The 15,152-nt window shown below is 64.0% G+C and carries 23 protein-coding genes; 15 read left to right on the top strand and 8 right to left on the bottom strand.

The features are described 5' to 3' along the window. Positions 1-18: 18 nt before the first annotated feature. Together ASV56_RS17565 and ASV56_RS17560 are read left to right on the top strand one after the other, a co-directional pair. On the top strand, positions 19-759 hold the full coding sequence (locus ASV56_RS17565) for a terminase TerL endonuclease subunit (protein ID WP_062563242.1): 741 nt from the start codon (positions 19-21) through the stop codon (positions 757-759). 192 nt (positions 760-951) lie between these two features. Then, a complete protein-coding gene (locus ASV56_RS17560; protein WP_216635408.1) occupies positions 952-2,082 on the top strand; it encodes a phage portal protein in 1,131 nt (376 codons plus the stop codon). Between the two features lie 30 nt (positions 2,083-2,112). Here ASV56_RS17560 and ASV56_RS23045 read toward each other — a convergent pair whose 3' ends face one another. Then, positions 2,113-2,556 carry a hypothetical protein gene (locus ASV56_RS23045; protein WP_082724897.1) on the bottom strand — a complete coding sequence of 148 codons (444 nt, stop codon included), beginning with the start codon at positions 2,554-2,556 and terminating at the stop codon, positions 2,113-2,115. Between the two features lie 149 nt (positions 2,557-2,705). Here ASV56_RS23045 and ASV56_RS17555 point away from each other — a divergent pair, with 149 nt between their 5' ends. The 8 genes from ASV56_RS17555 (at position 2,706) to ASV56_RS17520 (ending at position 7,787) form a co-directional block, all read left to right on the top strand. After that, a complete protein-coding gene (locus ASV56_RS17555) occupies positions 2,706-3,572 on the top strand; it encodes a head maturation protease, ClpP-related (RefSeq protein ID WP_062563241.1) in 867 nt (288 codons plus the stop codon). 10 nt (positions 3,573-3,582) lie between these two features. Next, the gene (locus ASV56_RS17550; protein ID WP_062563240.1) at positions 3,583-4,869 is read left to right on the top strand and encodes a phage major capsid protein; all 1,287 of its coding nucleotides are present in this window, start codon (positions 3,583-3,585) and stop codon (positions 4,867-4,869) included. An 80-nt stretch (positions 4,870-4,949) separates the two neighbouring features. After that, positions 4,950-5,390 carry a hypothetical protein gene (locus tag ASV56_RS17545; RefSeq protein WP_018000068.1) on the top strand — a complete coding sequence of 147 codons (441 nt, stop codon included), beginning with the start codon at positions 4,950-4,952 and terminating at the stop codon, positions 5,388-5,390. 68 nt (positions 5,391-5,458) lie between these two features. After that, the gene (locus ASV56_RS17540) at positions 5,459-5,998 is read left to right on the top strand and encodes a head-tail connector protein (RefSeq protein ID WP_062563239.1); all 540 of its coding nucleotides are present in this window, start codon (positions 5,459-5,461) and stop codon (positions 5,996-5,998) included. Between the two features lie 2 nt (positions 5,999-6,000). Next, positions 6,001-6,321: a phage head closure protein gene (locus ASV56_RS17535; RefSeq protein WP_036744610.1), complete on the top strand. Its 321-nt coding sequence runs from the start codon at positions 6,001-6,003 to the stop codon at positions 6,319-6,321. A 25-nt stretch (positions 6,322-6,346) separates the two neighbouring features. After that, on the top strand, positions 6,347-6,622 hold the full coding sequence (locus tag ASV56_RS17530) for a DUF6127 family protein (protein ID WP_062563374.1): 276 nt from the start codon (positions 6,347-6,349) through the stop codon (positions 6,620-6,622). Positions 6,623-6,695: 73 nt separating this feature from the next. Next, positions 6,696-7,370 (top strand): YcbK family protein, encoded by a 675-nt coding sequence (locus tag ASV56_RS17525; protein ID WP_062563238.1) that lies wholly within the window; start codon positions 6,696-6,698, stop codon positions 7,368-7,370. Positions 7,371-7,532: 162 nt separating this feature from the next. Beyond that, entirely contained in the window at positions 7,533-7,787 is a 255-nt protein-coding gene (locus tag ASV56_RS17520) for a hypothetical protein (protein WP_062563237.1), read from the top strand. 161 nt (positions 7,788-7,948) lie between these two features. Here ASV56_RS17520 and ASV56_RS24835 read toward each other — a convergent pair whose 3' ends face one another. From ASV56_RS24835 to ASV56_RS17505, 4 genes are all read right to left on the bottom strand, one after another. Then, entirely contained in the window at positions 7,949-8,083 is a 135-nt protein-coding gene (locus tag ASV56_RS24835) for a hypothetical protein (protein WP_088623886.1), read from the bottom strand. A gap of 107 nt (positions 8,084-8,190) precedes the next feature. After that, a complete protein-coding gene (groL, locus tag ASV56_RS17515) occupies positions 8,191-9,819 on the bottom strand; it encodes a chaperonin GroEL (RefSeq protein ID WP_062563236.1) in 1,629 nt (542 codons plus the stop codon). 44 nt (positions 9,820-9,863) lie between these two features. Further along, on the bottom strand, positions 9,864-10,151 hold the full coding sequence (locus ASV56_RS17510) for a co-chaperone GroES (RefSeq protein WP_062563235.1): 288 nt from the start codon (positions 10,149-10,151) through the stop codon (positions 9,864-9,866). Between the two features lie 132 nt (positions 10,152-10,283). Continuing rightward, entirely contained in the window at positions 10,284-10,520 is a 237-nt protein-coding gene (locus tag ASV56_RS17505; protein ID WP_062563234.1) for a hypothetical protein, read from the bottom strand. Positions 10,521-10,670: 150 nt separating this feature from the next. Between ASV56_RS17505 and ASV56_RS17500 the strand changes: the two genes are divergently transcribed. Continuing rightward, positions 10,671-11,405 carry a Crp/Fnr family transcriptional regulator gene (locus ASV56_RS17500; RefSeq protein WP_062563233.1) on the top strand — a complete coding sequence of 245 codons (735 nt, stop codon included), beginning with the start codon at positions 10,671-10,673 and terminating at the stop codon, positions 11,403-11,405. A 58-nt stretch (positions 11,406-11,463) separates the two neighbouring features. Here the strand turns inward: ASV56_RS17500 and ASV56_RS17495 are convergent, their stop codons facing one another. The 3 genes from ASV56_RS17495 to ASV56_RS17485 all read right to left on the bottom strand — a co-directional run bounded on the left by ASV56_RS17495 (position 11,464) and on the right by ASV56_RS17485 (position 12,700). Beyond that, complete coding sequence (locus ASV56_RS17495; protein ID WP_062563232.1) at positions 11,464-11,652, bottom strand: hypothetical protein; 189 nt, start codon at positions 11,650-11,652, stop codon at positions 11,464-11,466. Between the two features lie 212 nt (positions 11,653-11,864). Then, positions 11,865-12,278 (bottom strand): hypothetical protein, encoded by a 414-nt coding sequence (locus ASV56_RS17490; RefSeq protein WP_253880135.1) that lies wholly within the window; start codon positions 12,276-12,278, stop codon positions 11,865-11,867. Next, positions 12,275-12,700, bottom strand: a complete 426-nt coding sequence (locus ASV56_RS17485) for a hypothetical protein (RefSeq protein WP_062563230.1) — start codon at positions 12,698-12,700, stop codon at positions 12,275-12,277. The genes ASV56_RS17490 and ASV56_RS17485 overlap by 4 nt, the downstream gene beginning before the upstream one ends. A gap of 278 nt (positions 12,701-12,978) precedes the next feature. On the opposite strand from ASV56_RS17485, the gene ASV56_RS23035 reads away from it, so the two are divergent. The 4 genes from ASV56_RS23035 to ASV56_RS17470 all read left to right on the top strand — a co-directional run bounded on the left by ASV56_RS23035 (position 12,979) and on the right by ASV56_RS17470 (position 15,123). Next, the gene (locus ASV56_RS23035) at positions 12,979-13,287 is read left to right on the top strand and encodes a hypothetical protein (protein ID WP_082724895.1); all 309 of its coding nucleotides are present in this window, start codon (positions 12,979-12,981) and stop codon (positions 13,285-13,287) included. Next, on the top strand, positions 13,284-13,670 hold the full coding sequence (locus tag ASV56_RS17480; protein ID WP_062563229.1) for a hypothetical protein: 387 nt from the start codon (positions 13,284-13,286) through the stop codon (positions 13,668-13,670). The genes ASV56_RS23035 and ASV56_RS17480 overlap by 4 nt, the downstream gene beginning before the upstream one ends. Beyond that, positions 13,667-14,140 (top strand): hypothetical protein, encoded by a 474-nt coding sequence (locus ASV56_RS17475; RefSeq protein WP_253880134.1) that lies wholly within the window; start codon positions 13,667-13,669, stop codon positions 14,138-14,140. The genes ASV56_RS17480 and ASV56_RS17475 overlap by 4 nt, the downstream gene beginning before the upstream one ends. Positions 14,141-14,340: 200 nt before the next feature. After that, entirely contained in the window at positions 14,341-15,123 is a 783-nt protein-coding gene (locus ASV56_RS17470; RefSeq protein ID WP_062563227.1) for a hypothetical protein, read from the top strand. The last annotated feature ends 29 nt before the right edge of the window (positions 15,124-15,152 follow it).

The following is a 15,152-nucleotide window of genomic DNA, read 5'->3' as shown; positions in this document are numbered from 1 at the left end:
GTCACCCGCTGGCTCGACATGGGCGTCTGGGCCGAGGGCGGGCCGGGTGACGGGGCTGATTGGCGAGATATCCGCGTCGGGCTGGATGATCTGGAACAAAAGCTGTTGGGCCGGGAGTGCTATGGCGGGCTGGATCTGGCCCGGGTCAACGATCTCTCGGCATTCGTGCTGCTGTTTCCGCCGACGCTGGATCCTGCGCTCGGCGTTCTCGCCGAGAAATGGATCGTGCTGCCCCGTTTCTGGGTGCCGGAGGAGGACATCCTGCGCCGCGGCAAGCGCGACCGGGTGCCCTACGATACCTGGCACTACCAGGGCTTCCTTGTGGCCACCCCCGGCAATGCCACCGATTTCGCCTTTATCGAGGCCGAGATCATCGCACTCGCGGGGCGCTACGATCTGCGCGAGCTCTCTTACGACCGCACCTTCGCCGGAGAGATCGTCCAGCATCTGCAGGATGAGGGGATCAACCTGGTGCAATTTGGGCAGGGCTTTTTGAGCATGGCGGCACCGACCGCGGAACTTGAGCGGCTCTCGGTGTCGCGGCTCTTGTGGCATGGCGGCCATCCGGTGCTGCGCTGGAATGCCTCGAATGTCGCCGTGCGCCATGATCCTGCCGGCAACATCAAACCGGACAAGGAACGCTCCTCGGAGCGCATCGACGGCATTGTCGCGATCTGCAACGCCCTCGGCCGGGCGCTCCTGCGCGACGCCAATGCCGGCCGCTCGGTCTATGACAGCCGCAGCATCCTGGTGCTGTAGGCCACCCGCCTTGCAGAAAGAATGCCCATGTCCTTCTGGTCCCGCTGGTTTGCAGGCGCCCCGCCTGCGGCCTCGCCTCCGCACGCCCCATCACCGCGCGCGTCCGTCCAGGAGGCGGGTGGCGGGCTGGTCATCACCTCCGCTGCCGAGCTGGAGGCAGCGCTGAGAGCCGGGGCGGTCAGCGGCTCCGGCATGGCGGTGACGCCGGACAGCGCCATGCGGGTGGCGGCAGTCTATGCCTGCGTGCGCATCATTTCCGGCGCGGTGGCAACGCTGCCCTTGCATATCAAGCGCCGGATCGATGCCCGGACCCGCGAGGATGCCTCGGATGCCCCGATCTGGCAGCTGCTGCGGCGAAGGCCCAATCGCTGGCAAACGCCATCGCAGTTCCGCCGGATGCTGCAGGCGCATCTGCTCTTGCGCGGCAATGCCTATGCCATGATCGTGCGCTCGCGCGGCACCGTGCAGGCGCTGATCCCGCTGCATCCGGATAGGGTCGAGGTGGTGCAGGACAAGGACCTGGCGCTGAGCTTTCTCTATACCCGCCCCGATGGAAGGCGTCTGCGGCTGGCGCAGGACGAGGTGCTGCATCTGGTCGGGCTGACGCTGGACGGGGTGCGGGGTGTCTCGCCTATCGCCTATGCCCGCGAGACCATCGGCCTGGCGCTGGCAATGGAGGATCACGGCGCCACCACCTTTCGCAATGGCGCCCGGGTCTCGGGCGTGCTGAGGCACCCGCAGAAGCTCGGACCCGAGGCGGTGGCCAATCTCAAGGCCGGGCTCGAGGCATTCCGCGCCGGCGGTGACCAGGAAGGCAAGCACCTCATTCTCGAGGAAGGTATGGATTACGCCCGTATCGCGATGACCGCCGAGGATGCGCAATGGATCGAGAGCCGCAAGTTCAGCCGCAGCGACATCGCCATGTTCTTCGGGGTGCCGCCGCATATGATCGGCGATACCGAGAAGTCCACCAGCTGGGGCACCGGCATCGAGCAGCAGTCGATCGGCTTCGTGGCCTATACGCTCGAGGATCACCTGACCATGTGGGAGGAGGCGATCGACCGCGACCTGATCGGCGCGGATGACCTGCTCTATGCCCGTTTCAACCGCGCAGCCCTCGTCAAGGGCGATATCAAGGCCCGCTGGGAGGCCTATGTGAAGGGTCTGCAATGGGGTGTGTGGAGCCCCAACGAGATCCGCACCCTCGAAGACCAGAATCCACGTGATGGCGGTGATGTCTATTATCCGCCGCCCAACATGACCGCAGAAGCCGGGAAGGCGGAGAACGAATTTACCGATCCCGACGCCCAAGCCGATCCCTGATCTCGGGGCTGGAATGCAGCCGGCGCTGCCTCAGTTCGTAAAGGCGTCGATCAACTCGATGACCGAGAGAATCTTCCGGGTTTCGCGATCAACCTGATAGGCGCGATGGCCATCGCGGTAATAGCGCCAGTCGTCACGGGTCTCGAGATTCATCCTGCGAGGATCGCGAATGACCCGGTAATCGTCGATCCGCAGGATATCGCCGATCCGGACCCCGTAGCGGTCATGGTGCCGCCGACGCTCATGGTGCCGGTGACGATCATAATCCCTGCGATCGTCATATTTTCTGGCCTGGCCGGGCGGAACACAGGGCGGGTTCTTCTTAGCCAGCCCCGGCGGGCAGTGTTTTGCCTGGCTGGTCCGGAAGTGGTCACGATCATGGGTTTTGCCCCGTCCCGGGTCTGCCGAGGCCGGCACAGCGGCCACAGTGGCGGCGGTGACGGCCAATACGGCCAGTTTCTGGAAAATACGCATGGGTCTGCTCCGTCATACTCTTGGTTGAGCAGATAAACGACAACCGCCGCTGATTATCCATCACAAGCGCCTGAGGCGCGGAGAGCGGCAGGAAACTGCCGGTCTTTCTTGCTCAGCCATGAGCCGCACACATCCGAAAGGACCATCTGATGAGCCTGCGTGATCTTCCGGCCGGACCGGTCTTGCCGCGCCCCGCGGCGTTCCAGGCCGATGCGCCATCGGACGCGCTGGTCCGCTGGGCCGAGATGCCGGTCGCCGTGCAGGTCACTTCCGTCACCGAGAGCGACAGCACCATCACCATCTTCGACGTGATCGGCGAGGATGATATGGGCGGCGGGGTGAGCCTGCGCGGGATCGCAGCGGCGCTCAGCAGGATCGGCCCGCAGGCGGTGACGGTGCAGATCAACTCGCCGGGCGGCGACATGTTCGAGGGCATTGCCATCTACAACCTGCTGCGCGCCCATCCGGCCGCGGTCACCGTTGAGGTGCTGGGGCTCGCGGCCTCGGCGGCCTCCATTATCGCCATGGCCGGCGACGAGATCCACATGAGCCCCGGCAGCTTCCTGATGCTGCACAATGCCTGGGGCGTGGTGATCGGCAATCGCCACGATATGGCTGAGGCCGCTGCGCTCTTCGAGAGTTTCGATGCCGCGCTGGCCGGGATCTATGCCGCCCGCAGTGGCAGGTCACAGGTCGAGATTGCCGCGTTGCTGGATGCCGAGACCTTTCTCGGCGCCGAGGAGGCCATCACGGCCGGGATGGCCGACGGCATGGTCGAGGGTTCGGCCGCCGGCCCGCTCGCGCGGTCACCGCAGAGCGGCGCGCAGTCGCGCCCCGACATTCAGGCCCGGCGCCGCATCGGCGCGGCACTGGCCCAGCAAGGTATCCCGCGATCCGCGCGGCGCGCGATGCTGAGAGACCTCACCGGCACGCGGAACGCTGCCGAACCCGCCACGCAGAACGCTGGCATCCCCCTGAGCGCCATCCGGCAGCTCATCGATACCATCCGCTCATAAGGAGAAGCCCATGGGCATCCAGAAATCCCCCCGCATCCACGGGGCCGTTCGCGTGCGCGCCGAGACCGGCGACGCGAACGCCATCCTTGCCGATCTGAACCGCGCCTTCGCCGCCTTCAAGGACGAGCATCAGGCCGAGATCAGCAGCATCAACGCCCGCTTCGCCGATGTCGTGCAGGCCGAGAAGGTGGAGCGCATCAATGCAGAGATCACCCGGCTTCAGGGCGCGCTCGACGAGACCAATGCCGTGCTGGCGGCGGCCAGGCTCGGCGGCGGTGGTGGCAGCGCGGATCGGGCGGACAGCCCCGAGACCCGCGAGCACGCCCGCGCCTTCAACCAGTTCTTCCGCCGCGGGGTCGAGGCCGGGTTGCGGGAACTGGAGGTGAAGGCCGCGCTCCGCACCGACAGCGATCCCGATGGCGGCTATGTCGTCCCCGACCAGATGGAACAGATTATCGACCGGGTGCTGGGCTCGGTCTCGGCCATGCGCGCGATTGCCAGTGTCATCTCGATCTCGGCCGGCAGCTACAAGAAGCTGGTCAATCAGGGCGGCGCTGCGGCCGGCTGGGTCGGCGAGCGTCAGGCTCGCCCCGAGACCGCCACCCCGAGGCTCGCTGAACTGGCTTTCCCGGCGATGGAGATCTACGCCAACCCGGCCGCGACCCAGATGCTGCTCGACGATGCAAGGGTCGATATCGCTGCCTGGTTGGCCGAAGAGGTCTCGACCGCCTTCGCCGAGGCCGAGGCTGCCGCCTTCATCACCGGCGACGGGGTGAACAGGCCCCGCGGCATCCTGGCCTATGACACGGTCGCCAATGCCTCTTACGCCTGGGGCAAGATCGGCTACACCGCCTCGGGCGTCGCGGCCGCATTGACCGATGCCAGCCACAACGGCGTCGATGCGCTGATCGACCTCGTCTACGGGCTGAAGCAGGGCTACCGGCAGAATGCGCGCTTCCTGATGAACCGCTCGCTGCAGGCGGCGATCCGCAAGCTGAAGTCGAAGACCGAGGAACTCTATCTCTGGCAGCCCCCGGTCCAGGCTGGCCAGCCGGCAACGCTGCTCGGCTATCCGATCAGCGATGACGACAACATGCCCGATATTGCCGTCGGAGCTTTCCCGATCGCCTTCGGGGATTTCCGGCGCGGCTATCTGATCGTCGACCGCTTCGGCATCCGGGTGCTGCGCGATCCCTTCACCAACAAGCCCTATGTGCATTTCTACACCACCAAGCGCGTCGGTGGCGGGGTGCAGAATTTTGATGCCATCAAGCTGCTGAAGATCGCGGCCAGCTGATCGCCCGGCTGAACCAAGGCGCGCGCGCGGCAGGGTTCAGCCCGCGTCTTCCCACCCACATTCCTGCACAGGAGGATCCGATGAAGGATCTGCATTCCAGTCTCTCGGTGGCCGCGGCCATCGACGTGGCCACGCTCACCGACGACAGCACCCCCGTGGCCATTGATCTGCGCGGTCATGACGGTGCCGAGATCATTCTCGCCATTGGCGCGGGCGGCATCACCTTCACCTCGACCAACAGGATCGAGTTCATCCTGACCCATTCCGATGACGACAGCAGCTATGAGGCGGTGACCGCAGCCGACCTGCTGGGTGTCCCGACCGTGGGCGAAGGCGGCATCATCAAGGCGCTGGTCGAGGCCCACGCCACCGCCGCCGTTTACCGCTTCGGCTATGTCGGAACCAAACGCTACCTGAAGCTGCTGGCGGCGCTTGAAGGCACCCATGCCACCGGCACGCCGATTGCCGGCCTGGTGATCAAGGGTCACGGCCGGATCAACCCGCAGGCCGATCAGGCCTGAGGTCGATGCTGCAATAACTGCGCGGGCGGTGAAGACCGCCCGTGCCCTGCCTCAGGGGGTTTTTGCCCATGTTCACGCTGACCCGCATCACCGCGCCCGCGGCCACGCCGATCACGCTGGAAGAGGCCAAGGCGCAGCTTCGGGTCGATCACGAGGACGAGGACCTGCTGATCCAGCGTTATATCGATGCTGCCACCGCCTGGCTCGACGGGCCGGCCGGCATCCTCGGCCGCTGCCTGGTGACCCAAAACTGGCAGATGGGTCTGGATGCCGTCACCGGACCCATCCTGCTGCCGTTTCCCGACAGCGAGATCGACAGCGCCGTGTTCACCGATGCCGCGGGCGGCGATCTCGATTACTGGATCGACCGGCGGGACCAACGCCTGTTGTTGCGACCCCTCGCGGGCTTTGGCCGTCCTGCGGCGATCACCTTCACCGCGGGCTATGGCGCCCCCGCCGAGATCCCCGTCGCCATCCGCCAGGCCATGCTGCTGCTAATCGCCCATTGGTATGAGAACCGGGCGGCCGTCAGTCCGGGCACCAGCCCATCGGCGCTGCCCGTGGCCGTGGATGCGCTGCTCGCCCCCTATCGCAGGATCAGGCTGTGAGCATGGTTGCCGGGCGCCTGCGGCGCAGGGCCACCTTCCAGGAGGCGGTGATGATCCGCGATCCGGACGGGATGCTGATCCAGGGATGGGAAGATCGCTTCACCCTGTGGTGCCATGTCCATTACCTGCGCGGCTCCGAGGCTGTCATGCAGGCACGGCTGGTCTCGAAGTCGCCGGCTATCCTGACGGTCCGTGCCAGCGCCGAGACCCGCGCCATCACCTCCGAATGGCGCGCCGTCATCGATGCGGTGATCTTCGACCTGAAGGAAGACCCTCGGCCCAGTGAGGGCGGCGCCTATCTCGAGATGCTGGCCGAGGCGTGAGAGGCGTAGGATGCGGGAGGCGCCGATGACACCGCACAGTTCTGATCGGTCGGATGCCGAACTGGAAGCATTGTTGGCCCGGGCCGCCGAGCAAGGCGCGAAACGGGCCCTCGCTGACCTTGGCCTCGACGGCGACGAAGCCGCGCTCGACATCCGCGATCTGCGCTCTCTTGTAGACTGCATCCGGCTGGTGCGGCGCACCGCGATGCAGACCGCCGTCCGCATCATCACCACCGGTGTCATGCTGGCGCTGCTCGCAGGCATCGCCATCAAGCTCAAGATCTTCGGCGGCGGCCCGTAGCCGCGCTCCATCCCCTTTCATCAGCCCGCAATGACCCGCCCTCAAGGCGGGTTTTTCGTTTCTGGAGGACCCCATGACCACGACCTTCCATCGCCATTGGCGCGACGTGCCTGAGAGCACCTGGCGCTGGCCGAATTTCTCGCCCGCCGAGATCGCATGCCGGGGCACCGGCAAGCTGCTCGTCAACGAACCCGCGCTCGACAAGCTGCAGGCGCTGCGCGACCGGCTGGGCAAGCCGCTGATCGTCCGCTCGGCCTATCGCAGCCCGGGACACAACCGCGCCGTCGGCGGTGCGACCCGCTCCAAGCACCTCGATGGCGCCGCCTTCGACATCGCCATGGCGAACCATGACCCGGTGGCCTTCGAGGCCGCGGCGCGGGAAGTCGGCTTCCTCGGCTTCGGGTTCTACCCGCGCTCGGGATTCATCCATGTCGACCTTGGCCCCGCGCGTCAGTGGGGCGAGCGGTTCCCGGTCCGGGCGACGGCCTTCGCAGCCGAGACGCCGCCCGCCCGCGAAGTGCTCGCCGACAGCCGCACCATGAAAGGTGGCGGGGCGGCCGGCGTAGCGACGCTGGGTGCTGCCGGGGTCGAGGTGGCGCAGAGCGTCCTGGCCGAGACCCAAAGCGCCATCCTGCCGCTCGTGCCGTATCTCGACACGCTCCGTTGGGTGTTCATTGCCGTGGCTCTCGGTGGCATCGCGGTAACCATCTATGCTCGCCTCGATGACTGGCGCCGGGGGCGGCGGTGATCGGCGGGCCGCTCACCGGGATCGCCACGCGCCCTTGGATGCGGGCGGCGCTGCGCTACGGCGCCTTCGCGCTCGCGGTGCTCCTGTTCCTGCTTGCGCTTCGGCGGTCCGGCGAGCGAGCGGGACGCATCGCCGAACGCCTTGAGACCACGGAGAAAGCCAATGATGTCCAACGACGGATGCTGGAGGCCGCGGCTCGCCGCCCTCGCGATCGCGATGAGCTGGCTGAGCGGCTGCGCGACGGTCGGTTCTGATGCGGACAGGCTCGGCGCCTGTCCGCCGGTCGTCGAGTACAGCCGGGAATTCCAGGCGCGGGCCGCGGAAGAACTGGCTTTGCTGCCGGAGAACTCGGTGCTCGCGGATATGCTGTCAGACTATGCGGTGATGCGGGATCAGGCGCGAGGTTGCTTTAACTAACTCGCCGCTTCTCGATCAAATACGCATGTCGAGCATTCTCTCCGGCAACTCTTCATCGTCGTTTTCTGGCGAGCCAGAGGCTTTCCGACGCAGCAAGTCGCCGCGTATCCCTCTGCCATCTGGCTCTGCTTTCGATGCTAAATAATCAGTCGGACCGCTACTTATTTCTTCTTTTGCTCGCCAAGATTGGTCAGGGCTTTGCCCTTCGTGAAGTCGGCTGTTGCAACGACCTTTTCCTTCACCTTCTTGGGCTTCTTCGCTTCACGGTTGCCGCGTTGCTTGTCACCTTTGGACATTTCGATTCCTCCTGGTTCCGATTTTTTCTGAAGCACTGCTCGGTGTTTGTTTTCATGAAACACCGTGGATTAGTGTCGCGGAGCTCCTGCCCGCGGGACGCCGCCCTTCACATCATTCCACCCATGTCGGACATTTCGCTGTCGGCGCCGGCCTTCTCGAGCTTTTGCGCGACCATCGCTTCGGTCGTGATCAAAAGCCCGGCAATGGACGCGGCGCTTTCGAGTGCGATCCGAACTACTTTCGTCGGATCGATGACACCGGCCTTCAGCATGTCGCCGTATTCTTCGGCCTGTGCGTCGAAACCGAAGCTCCGACTGTCGTTCTCGATGACCTTGCCAACAACGACCGATCCGTCGACCCCGGCATTTCCGGCAATCTGGCGCAGCGGTGCCTGGATCGCGCGCCGGACAATCTTGATGCCGGCATCCTGATCGCCGTTCTCGCCCTTCAGCGATGCCAGCACCTTGCCGGCATGAACCAGGGCCACGCCGCCGCCGGGCACGACACCTTCCTGAACCGCAGCGCGGGTGGCGTTCAGCGCGTCGTCGACGCGGTCCTTGCGCTCCTTCACCTCGATCTCGGTTGCCCCGCCGACCCGGATTACGGCAATGCCACCGGCAAGCTTGGCGAGCCGTTCCTGCAGCTTCTCCTTGTCGTAGTCCGAGGTGGTGTCCTCGATCTGCGCCCGGATCTGCGTGACGCGCGCCGCGATCGCGCCTTTGTCGCCGGCACCGTCGATAATCGTCGTGTCATCCTTGGTGATCATGACCTTTCTGGCGGACCCGAGCATGTCCAGGGTGACATTCTCCAGCTTGGTGCCCATTTCCACGGAAATCACCTGACCGCCCGTCAGCACGGCGATGTCTTCCATCATCGCCTTACGGCGATCCCCGAAACCCGGTGCCTTGACGGCCGCCACCTTCAATCCGCCGCGCAGCTTGTTGACGACCAGCGTCGCCAGCGCCTCGCCTTCGACATCCTCGGCCACGATCAGCAGTTGCTTCTCGGCCTGAATCACAGCCTCCAGCAACGGCACCATAGATATGAGAGAGGTCAGCTTCTTCTCGTGAAGCAGGACGACGCAGTCATCCAGCTCGACGACCATTTTCTGAGCATTCGTGACGAAATAGGGGCTCAGATAGCCGCGGTCGAACTGCATGCCTTCGACCACTTCGGTCTCGGTCTCCAACCCTTTGTTTTCCTCGACGGTGATCACGCCTTCCTTGCCGACCTTCGCCATCGCGTCGGCGATCTGCCGGCCGATCTCGACTTCTCCATTGGCCGAAATGGCGCCGACCTTGGCAATCTCGTCACTGTCGCCCACAGGTCGGGACATGGTCTTGATCTCGGCCACGACTGCAGCGACGGCTTTGTCGATCCCGCGCTTGAGATCCATCGGGTTCATGCCGGCCGCAACCGACTTCATGCCTTCCCGGACAATCGCATGGGCGAGTACGGTTGCCGTGGTGGTTCCGTCGCCGGCCTCGTCGTTCGTGCGCTGCGCGACCTCCTTGACCATCTGGGCGCCCATATTCTCGAAATGATCCGAAAGCTCGATCTCCTTGGCGACGGTCACACCGTCCTTGGTGATGCGCGGCGCACCCCAGGATTTATCGAGAATGACGTTTCGGCCCTTGGGGCCGAGGGTGATCTTGACGGCATTTGCCAGCGTGTTGATGCCTTTCAGCATTCGGTCGCGGGCATCGGTACTGAAGCGAACTTCCTTGACGGACATGGTGTGAGTTCCTGATACTGAGGTTGATGTGAAAGGTTTCGGACTCAGGCGATCACGCCGAGAATGTCGCTCTCCTTCATGATCAGAAGGTCTTCACCATCGAGCTTGATCTCTGACCCGGACCATTTTCCGAACAGGATCCGGTCGCCGGCCTTGACGTCCATCGGGATGCGCTCGCCGTCCTCGCGCCTTCCTCCGGCGCCAACGGAGACGACTTCGCCTTCTTGAGGCTTCTCCTTGGCAGTATCTGGAATGATGAGGCCGCCTTTGGTCGTCTCGTCGCCTTCGATACGGCGAACGAGCACCCGGTCATGGAGGGGAGTGAATGACATCGATGTGCTCCTTGTCGAGGATTGTCGGGCGTAAGTGCCTTTTTCGAATGCCCGGCTTCGATGCGCGCAAGGCGGCGACAACTTGGCGGGGCTATTCTTCGAGATTGCGGATCAGACTGCCGCGGTATTGCATCACGGGCGTCGAACGGAGTTCCCGCCAGCTATGATCGAATTGATCATTTCGGCGACGGCCCGGTGCCTTTCCATTTCGAGTTCGGTGCCAACGGCATTCTCATGGGTCGCCGCGGCGTCGCGAAGAACCCCCACAATCTCGTGCTCCGGCAGCAACCCGCGATCGTTCAAGGCAAGGAGGAGAGCCTCGCAGATTGACAGGGCGGCCTGGCCTGCATGTTCGCTCGCGGTCGACATCTGGCGTCCCTTCCTTGGCATCGTGATCCCCGTGGAAGGCGAGTTTCAGATACATCCGTACTTCTCGCAGGAAGTGCTCTATGCTGGACTGATCCAGAGCAGTGTCCGGACCGATTTCCGCTCCTGGGTCACGGCACGCCGGGAGCCTTTATGACATCAGCCGAACACAGCCCCCTGACACGCAAGCTCTCCGCCTTCGTCGCCCTGTCGGAGGTCGAGCTGGCCGTGCTTGAACGACTGCAGGAGCGTCGTCGCTCATTCGTCGCGGGGCGTGACATGGTGCATCAGGGGCAGTCGGCTCAAGCCGCGTACATTCTGTCTTCGGGTTGGGTCTGTTCCTACAAGCTCCAGGCCGACGGGACGCGGCAGATCGTGGATTTCCAGGTGCCGGGGGACTTTCTGGGACTGCGCAGCGTCCTCTTGCGCACGTCGGATCACAGCTTCGAACCTATCGTCGACATTGAGGCCGCCGAGGTGCTGGCGAGCGATCTTCTCGATGCCTTCGCGCGTACGCCGCGCCTAGCGACCGCCATGCTCTGGGCAGCGTCAAGGGACGAAGCGATGGTCGTGGAGCATCTCGTCGGGATCGGTCGGCGTGATGCGGACGCCCGAATGGCGCATTTCCTGCTCGAACTGGGATCGAGGCTTGCGCTGGTTGGAATAGGCAGCAAGGAAGGATTCGACTGCCCTCTGACGCAATACCACCTCGCCGATACGCTAGGGTTGAGCGCGGTCCATGTGAACCGCGTCCTGCGGCAGCTTCGCGAGAGTGGGCTGGTCACCTTTCGGGACGGCCGCGTTACGTTTCACGACTATGGCGGGCTGGTGGAACTTGCTGAGTTCGATCCTGAATATCTGGACCAGACTGGGCCGCTACTGAAATGAGAGGGCCGCCCTCCCTTGCTCGGCAGGCGGCCCCAGTGTTCACGTCAGACGCCGGAGGTTACGCGAGGGCGTGGGTCGCCGCATCGAGTTCCTTGTTGGTCTCGGCGTCGTTCTTCGCGGTGTTGGCCTTCTCGGCTGCTTGGTAGTGCTTCAGCGCTGCATCCTTCTTCGGACCAGCGGGTGCCTTGTCCCATGCGGCCTTCACGGAGGTCATCTTTTCGGCGGTCTTGTTCTGTTCGGGAGTCATTGGGATTGTCCTTTCCTGGACACTCCGAGAATAAGAAGCGTGTCGACATGCCGTCCTTTTTGGGATCGGCACGCCCACACGCTTCTCGGGTACTCGGAAAAATGCACCACCGAATGTTCGGCGGCACTTCTCACCTAAACGGAGTCGGCGCCCCGCCGCACTGACGCAGGTTAGCTCCGACGCCTGCGGCAGGTCGATTACCTCTGCGCTTGTCAAGCCACCGAAGTTTGCTGATGGGAAATCCTCAGCCATCTGTCGTCATCGTTGAGGTAGGTAGAGGCACAGAGGGCCTTGTAGATCGGCACATCGGGTTTTTCTGCCGAGACGCGATAGGTGAGAATGGCGATATCACGACACCGGGTGACGCGCCGCTCGGCCATCGAGACGGACCGCCAGCCGGTTCTCTGTTGAAGATGGGTCCAGATTTGGTCGCCCTGGAGGATCCCGGGCGGATAGGGGAAGACCATGACGGCGTTGGTCGCAGTCGTTGCCCGCGCGTTGTCGGCGCCACTGGTCCAGAAGTGTTCCTCCATGTGCCAGAGAACGCCCTGTTCGCGAGGCGATAGCGTGCCGGACTTGTGTGCCGCATGTGCCGATCTGCCCATGGTTGCGGTTGAGACGGTCATTCGCCTGACCCCGACCCGCCAAGCATGAACATCTGAAACAGCACAAAGACGATCCCGAGCACCGCCCAGATCGCTCCGCTTGTGCCCGGCCGGCCGCCGGCCACCGTCGAGGCGGTTCGCTTCAGACTACCTGACGCCCGGTCTTCGGGGAGCAGCTGGCTCAGGTCTCGTGCGATCCTGCCGTGATCGCTGGCGAGCGCAGGAACGTCCCGAAATCGGGCAAGCAGCGTTCCCAATCGTCCCCCCGCGGCGTCGCGCCCGAGCGTGACCAGTTCAGCGGTTTCCTTCCATGGATCGAGGCCAAGCCGTGCGAGCGTGGAGAGGACAGTCACGGCATAGCCGTTCCGGTCCTCGCCGACGGAGGCATGGAGAAACCGATCGAACTCGGGCGGGTGCGGGTTGAGAACATTGGGGTCGGCCATCGCCAATCCTTTCAAGGGTTGCAGGAATGCAGATCATCCCTGTTTCCCAAAGAATACGCGCAGGTCGGTCTCGCCGCCCTTACACAGGTCAGTACGGGCGACTGCCCTCAGGAAAGTCGCAGCCGTTTCGGTGCCCGGGACTAACATGCGTCAGCGCCAGGCGAACGATCCCGAGGTACAAGACACTCAATCGTTCGACTGGTCGGTCCCGCACTCCAAGGGGCCGTCAACAGTGGTGAGCGACGGATCTGCCAACATCGCGGAGACCAGAGATGAACATGCGGTCGACCAGATCGACGGTGACATTTTCGAACCCGTTCGCGTTGCCGGGATACCCAGGCAATTTGCCCCCGGGCGACTACGAGGTTCTTGTCGAAGAAGAACTTTTACAAGGGCTCAGCTTCGAGGCGTATCGCCGGACTGCGACCTACCTGACGGTGCGCGGAAGGGGCGGTCATGCGGGACGGACAGAGTTACGCGCGATTTCCGACAGCGACCTGAAAGAGGCGCTGAGCCGGGATCGGGCCGCGACTGAGAAGAACAATCACGGCGAGGCAGCGCCTTCTCCGCAGGAGGACTTGAAATGAATACTCCCGAATGGCTCAAGCCCGGCATCTATGGTGCGGTGATCGGTGCGGTTTTCGTCGGCGTGGTCGGTTTTACTTTGGGCGGCTGGGTGACCGGCGGAACCGCGCATGACAGGGCAATGGCGATGTCCCAGGACGATGTCGTCGCTTCCATGGTGCCGGTCTGCCTTGAGATGGCACAGTCTGACCCAGCACGGGCCGAAAAGCTTGAAACGATCCGGGCCGCCTCGACCTATCAGCGGCGCGATGCCCTGATGGAGGCGGGCTGGGCGACGGTGCCCGGAACAGATGCTCCGAACCGCGATATCGCGCAGGCCTGCCTCGCAGCCCTTGATGTTGACTCGTTGCCGGAGCGCCCGGAAAGCGCGGTCGATGAAGGATGAACCGCGCCATGCCGATAGCTTCACCCGAGACCACCGACCTCGAACGGCGTGTGCTGGCTCATGAACGGATCCTGCAAGCTCTGATCGCCTACATGGCCCGTACCGAGCCGCGTTTCGTGGACCACCTTCGAGAACGCTTCGTCGAGCCGATGAGTATGGCCAGGCACGAACACGACCACCGCGAAACCGACGACTACGCGGCAGAATTCATTCGCGCCGTGATGCTTCTCGGAGAAGCGCGCGTGCCAAAGGCGAAGGAGCCGGAAATGACCGACATGAAACCCGTGCCGCCGAAAAGCAGAGGATCACAAGATTCTTCCATGAACCGGCCGACGCAGCGCAGTGGGGTTCAGGTGCGCGAAAGAAACGGCATCTGGGAGGTGCAGGTCGACGGCAAGTTCCGCGGCGACTACCACCAGAAGGAACATGCTCTTGCCGCTGCAGCCTTGCACAAATTGTCGCCCCGATGACCAGCAGCACCCACCCGACACTCCCGCAGGACTTCGCGATCCAGGTGGCTGAGAACGAAGGCATGCCAACGAGACCGAATTCCAGAGCCTCCCCGCTACCGGCCGCGCCCACTCGACGGCTGACCGGAACGCTCACGCTTGGGCTATTGAGGACTCGCGCGGCAACCAACGGGCTCTGGTCCGCCAAGGAACAAGCTGCGATGAGACATCCCTTGGCGAGGCTGATCGCGCGGACGGCAGCCATAGCCGGTGTGATCGCCTCTTTCGCCTTTCCCGTGCTTGCGCAGGATGGAACCGGCCCAATGCCGGAGAACGCCCAGCCGCGCAGCTATGGCGGCGGATGGGTCTGCGACATCGGTTACCGGGTAGAGGGCGCCGAATGCCTGCCTCTCGATATCCCCGAGCATGCCTATCCAACCGGGCGCTCCTACGGGACGGGGTGGGAGTGCAACCGAGGGTACGAGGAGGTGGACGGGACGTCCTGCAATCCCATCCCGGTGCCCGCCAATGCCTTCCTCCGGTCTTCCGGTTACGATTGGCAATGCGAACGCGGGTTCCGGCAGGAGGACGAGGCATGCGTGCCCATTGTTCTGCCCGAGCGTGCCTACCTGACGGACGATGCCTCGGGGAGGGGATGGACCTGTGATCGTGGCTATGAGGCCGCTGCAGAGACATGTTCGCCGATTGCCGTGCCAGAGAACGCGTATCTGACCAACGCAGACTACGGCGCCGCCTGGGCTTGTGAGAGAGGCTTCGTCAGAATCGACGACCGATGCGACGCCGTTGTCGTGCCATCGAATGCTTATCTGGACGAGGCATCCTATGAACCGGGCTGGAGGTGCGAGCGCGGATACGAGGTGCTGAATGGCGCCTGCGTCGCCATCGATCTGCCGGAGAACGCCTATCTCGACCGATCCGGCAACCGGTGGAGCTGCAATCGAGGTTTCCAGCTTTCGGACGGGGCGTGCGTCCTTGGAAGATGAGGGTGACAGAACGATGCGCAGCCGCGTGT

Origin of the sequence: Paracoccus aminovorans (assembly GCF_001546115.1) — a bacterium.
Taxonomy (GTDB): Bacteria; Pseudomonadota; Alphaproteobacteria; order Rhodobacterales; family Rhodobacteraceae; genus Paracoccus; species Paracoccus aminovorans_B.
The sequence above is the reverse complement of the archived record's forward strand: the minus strand, read 5'-3'. Positions and strand labels throughout refer to the sequence as shown.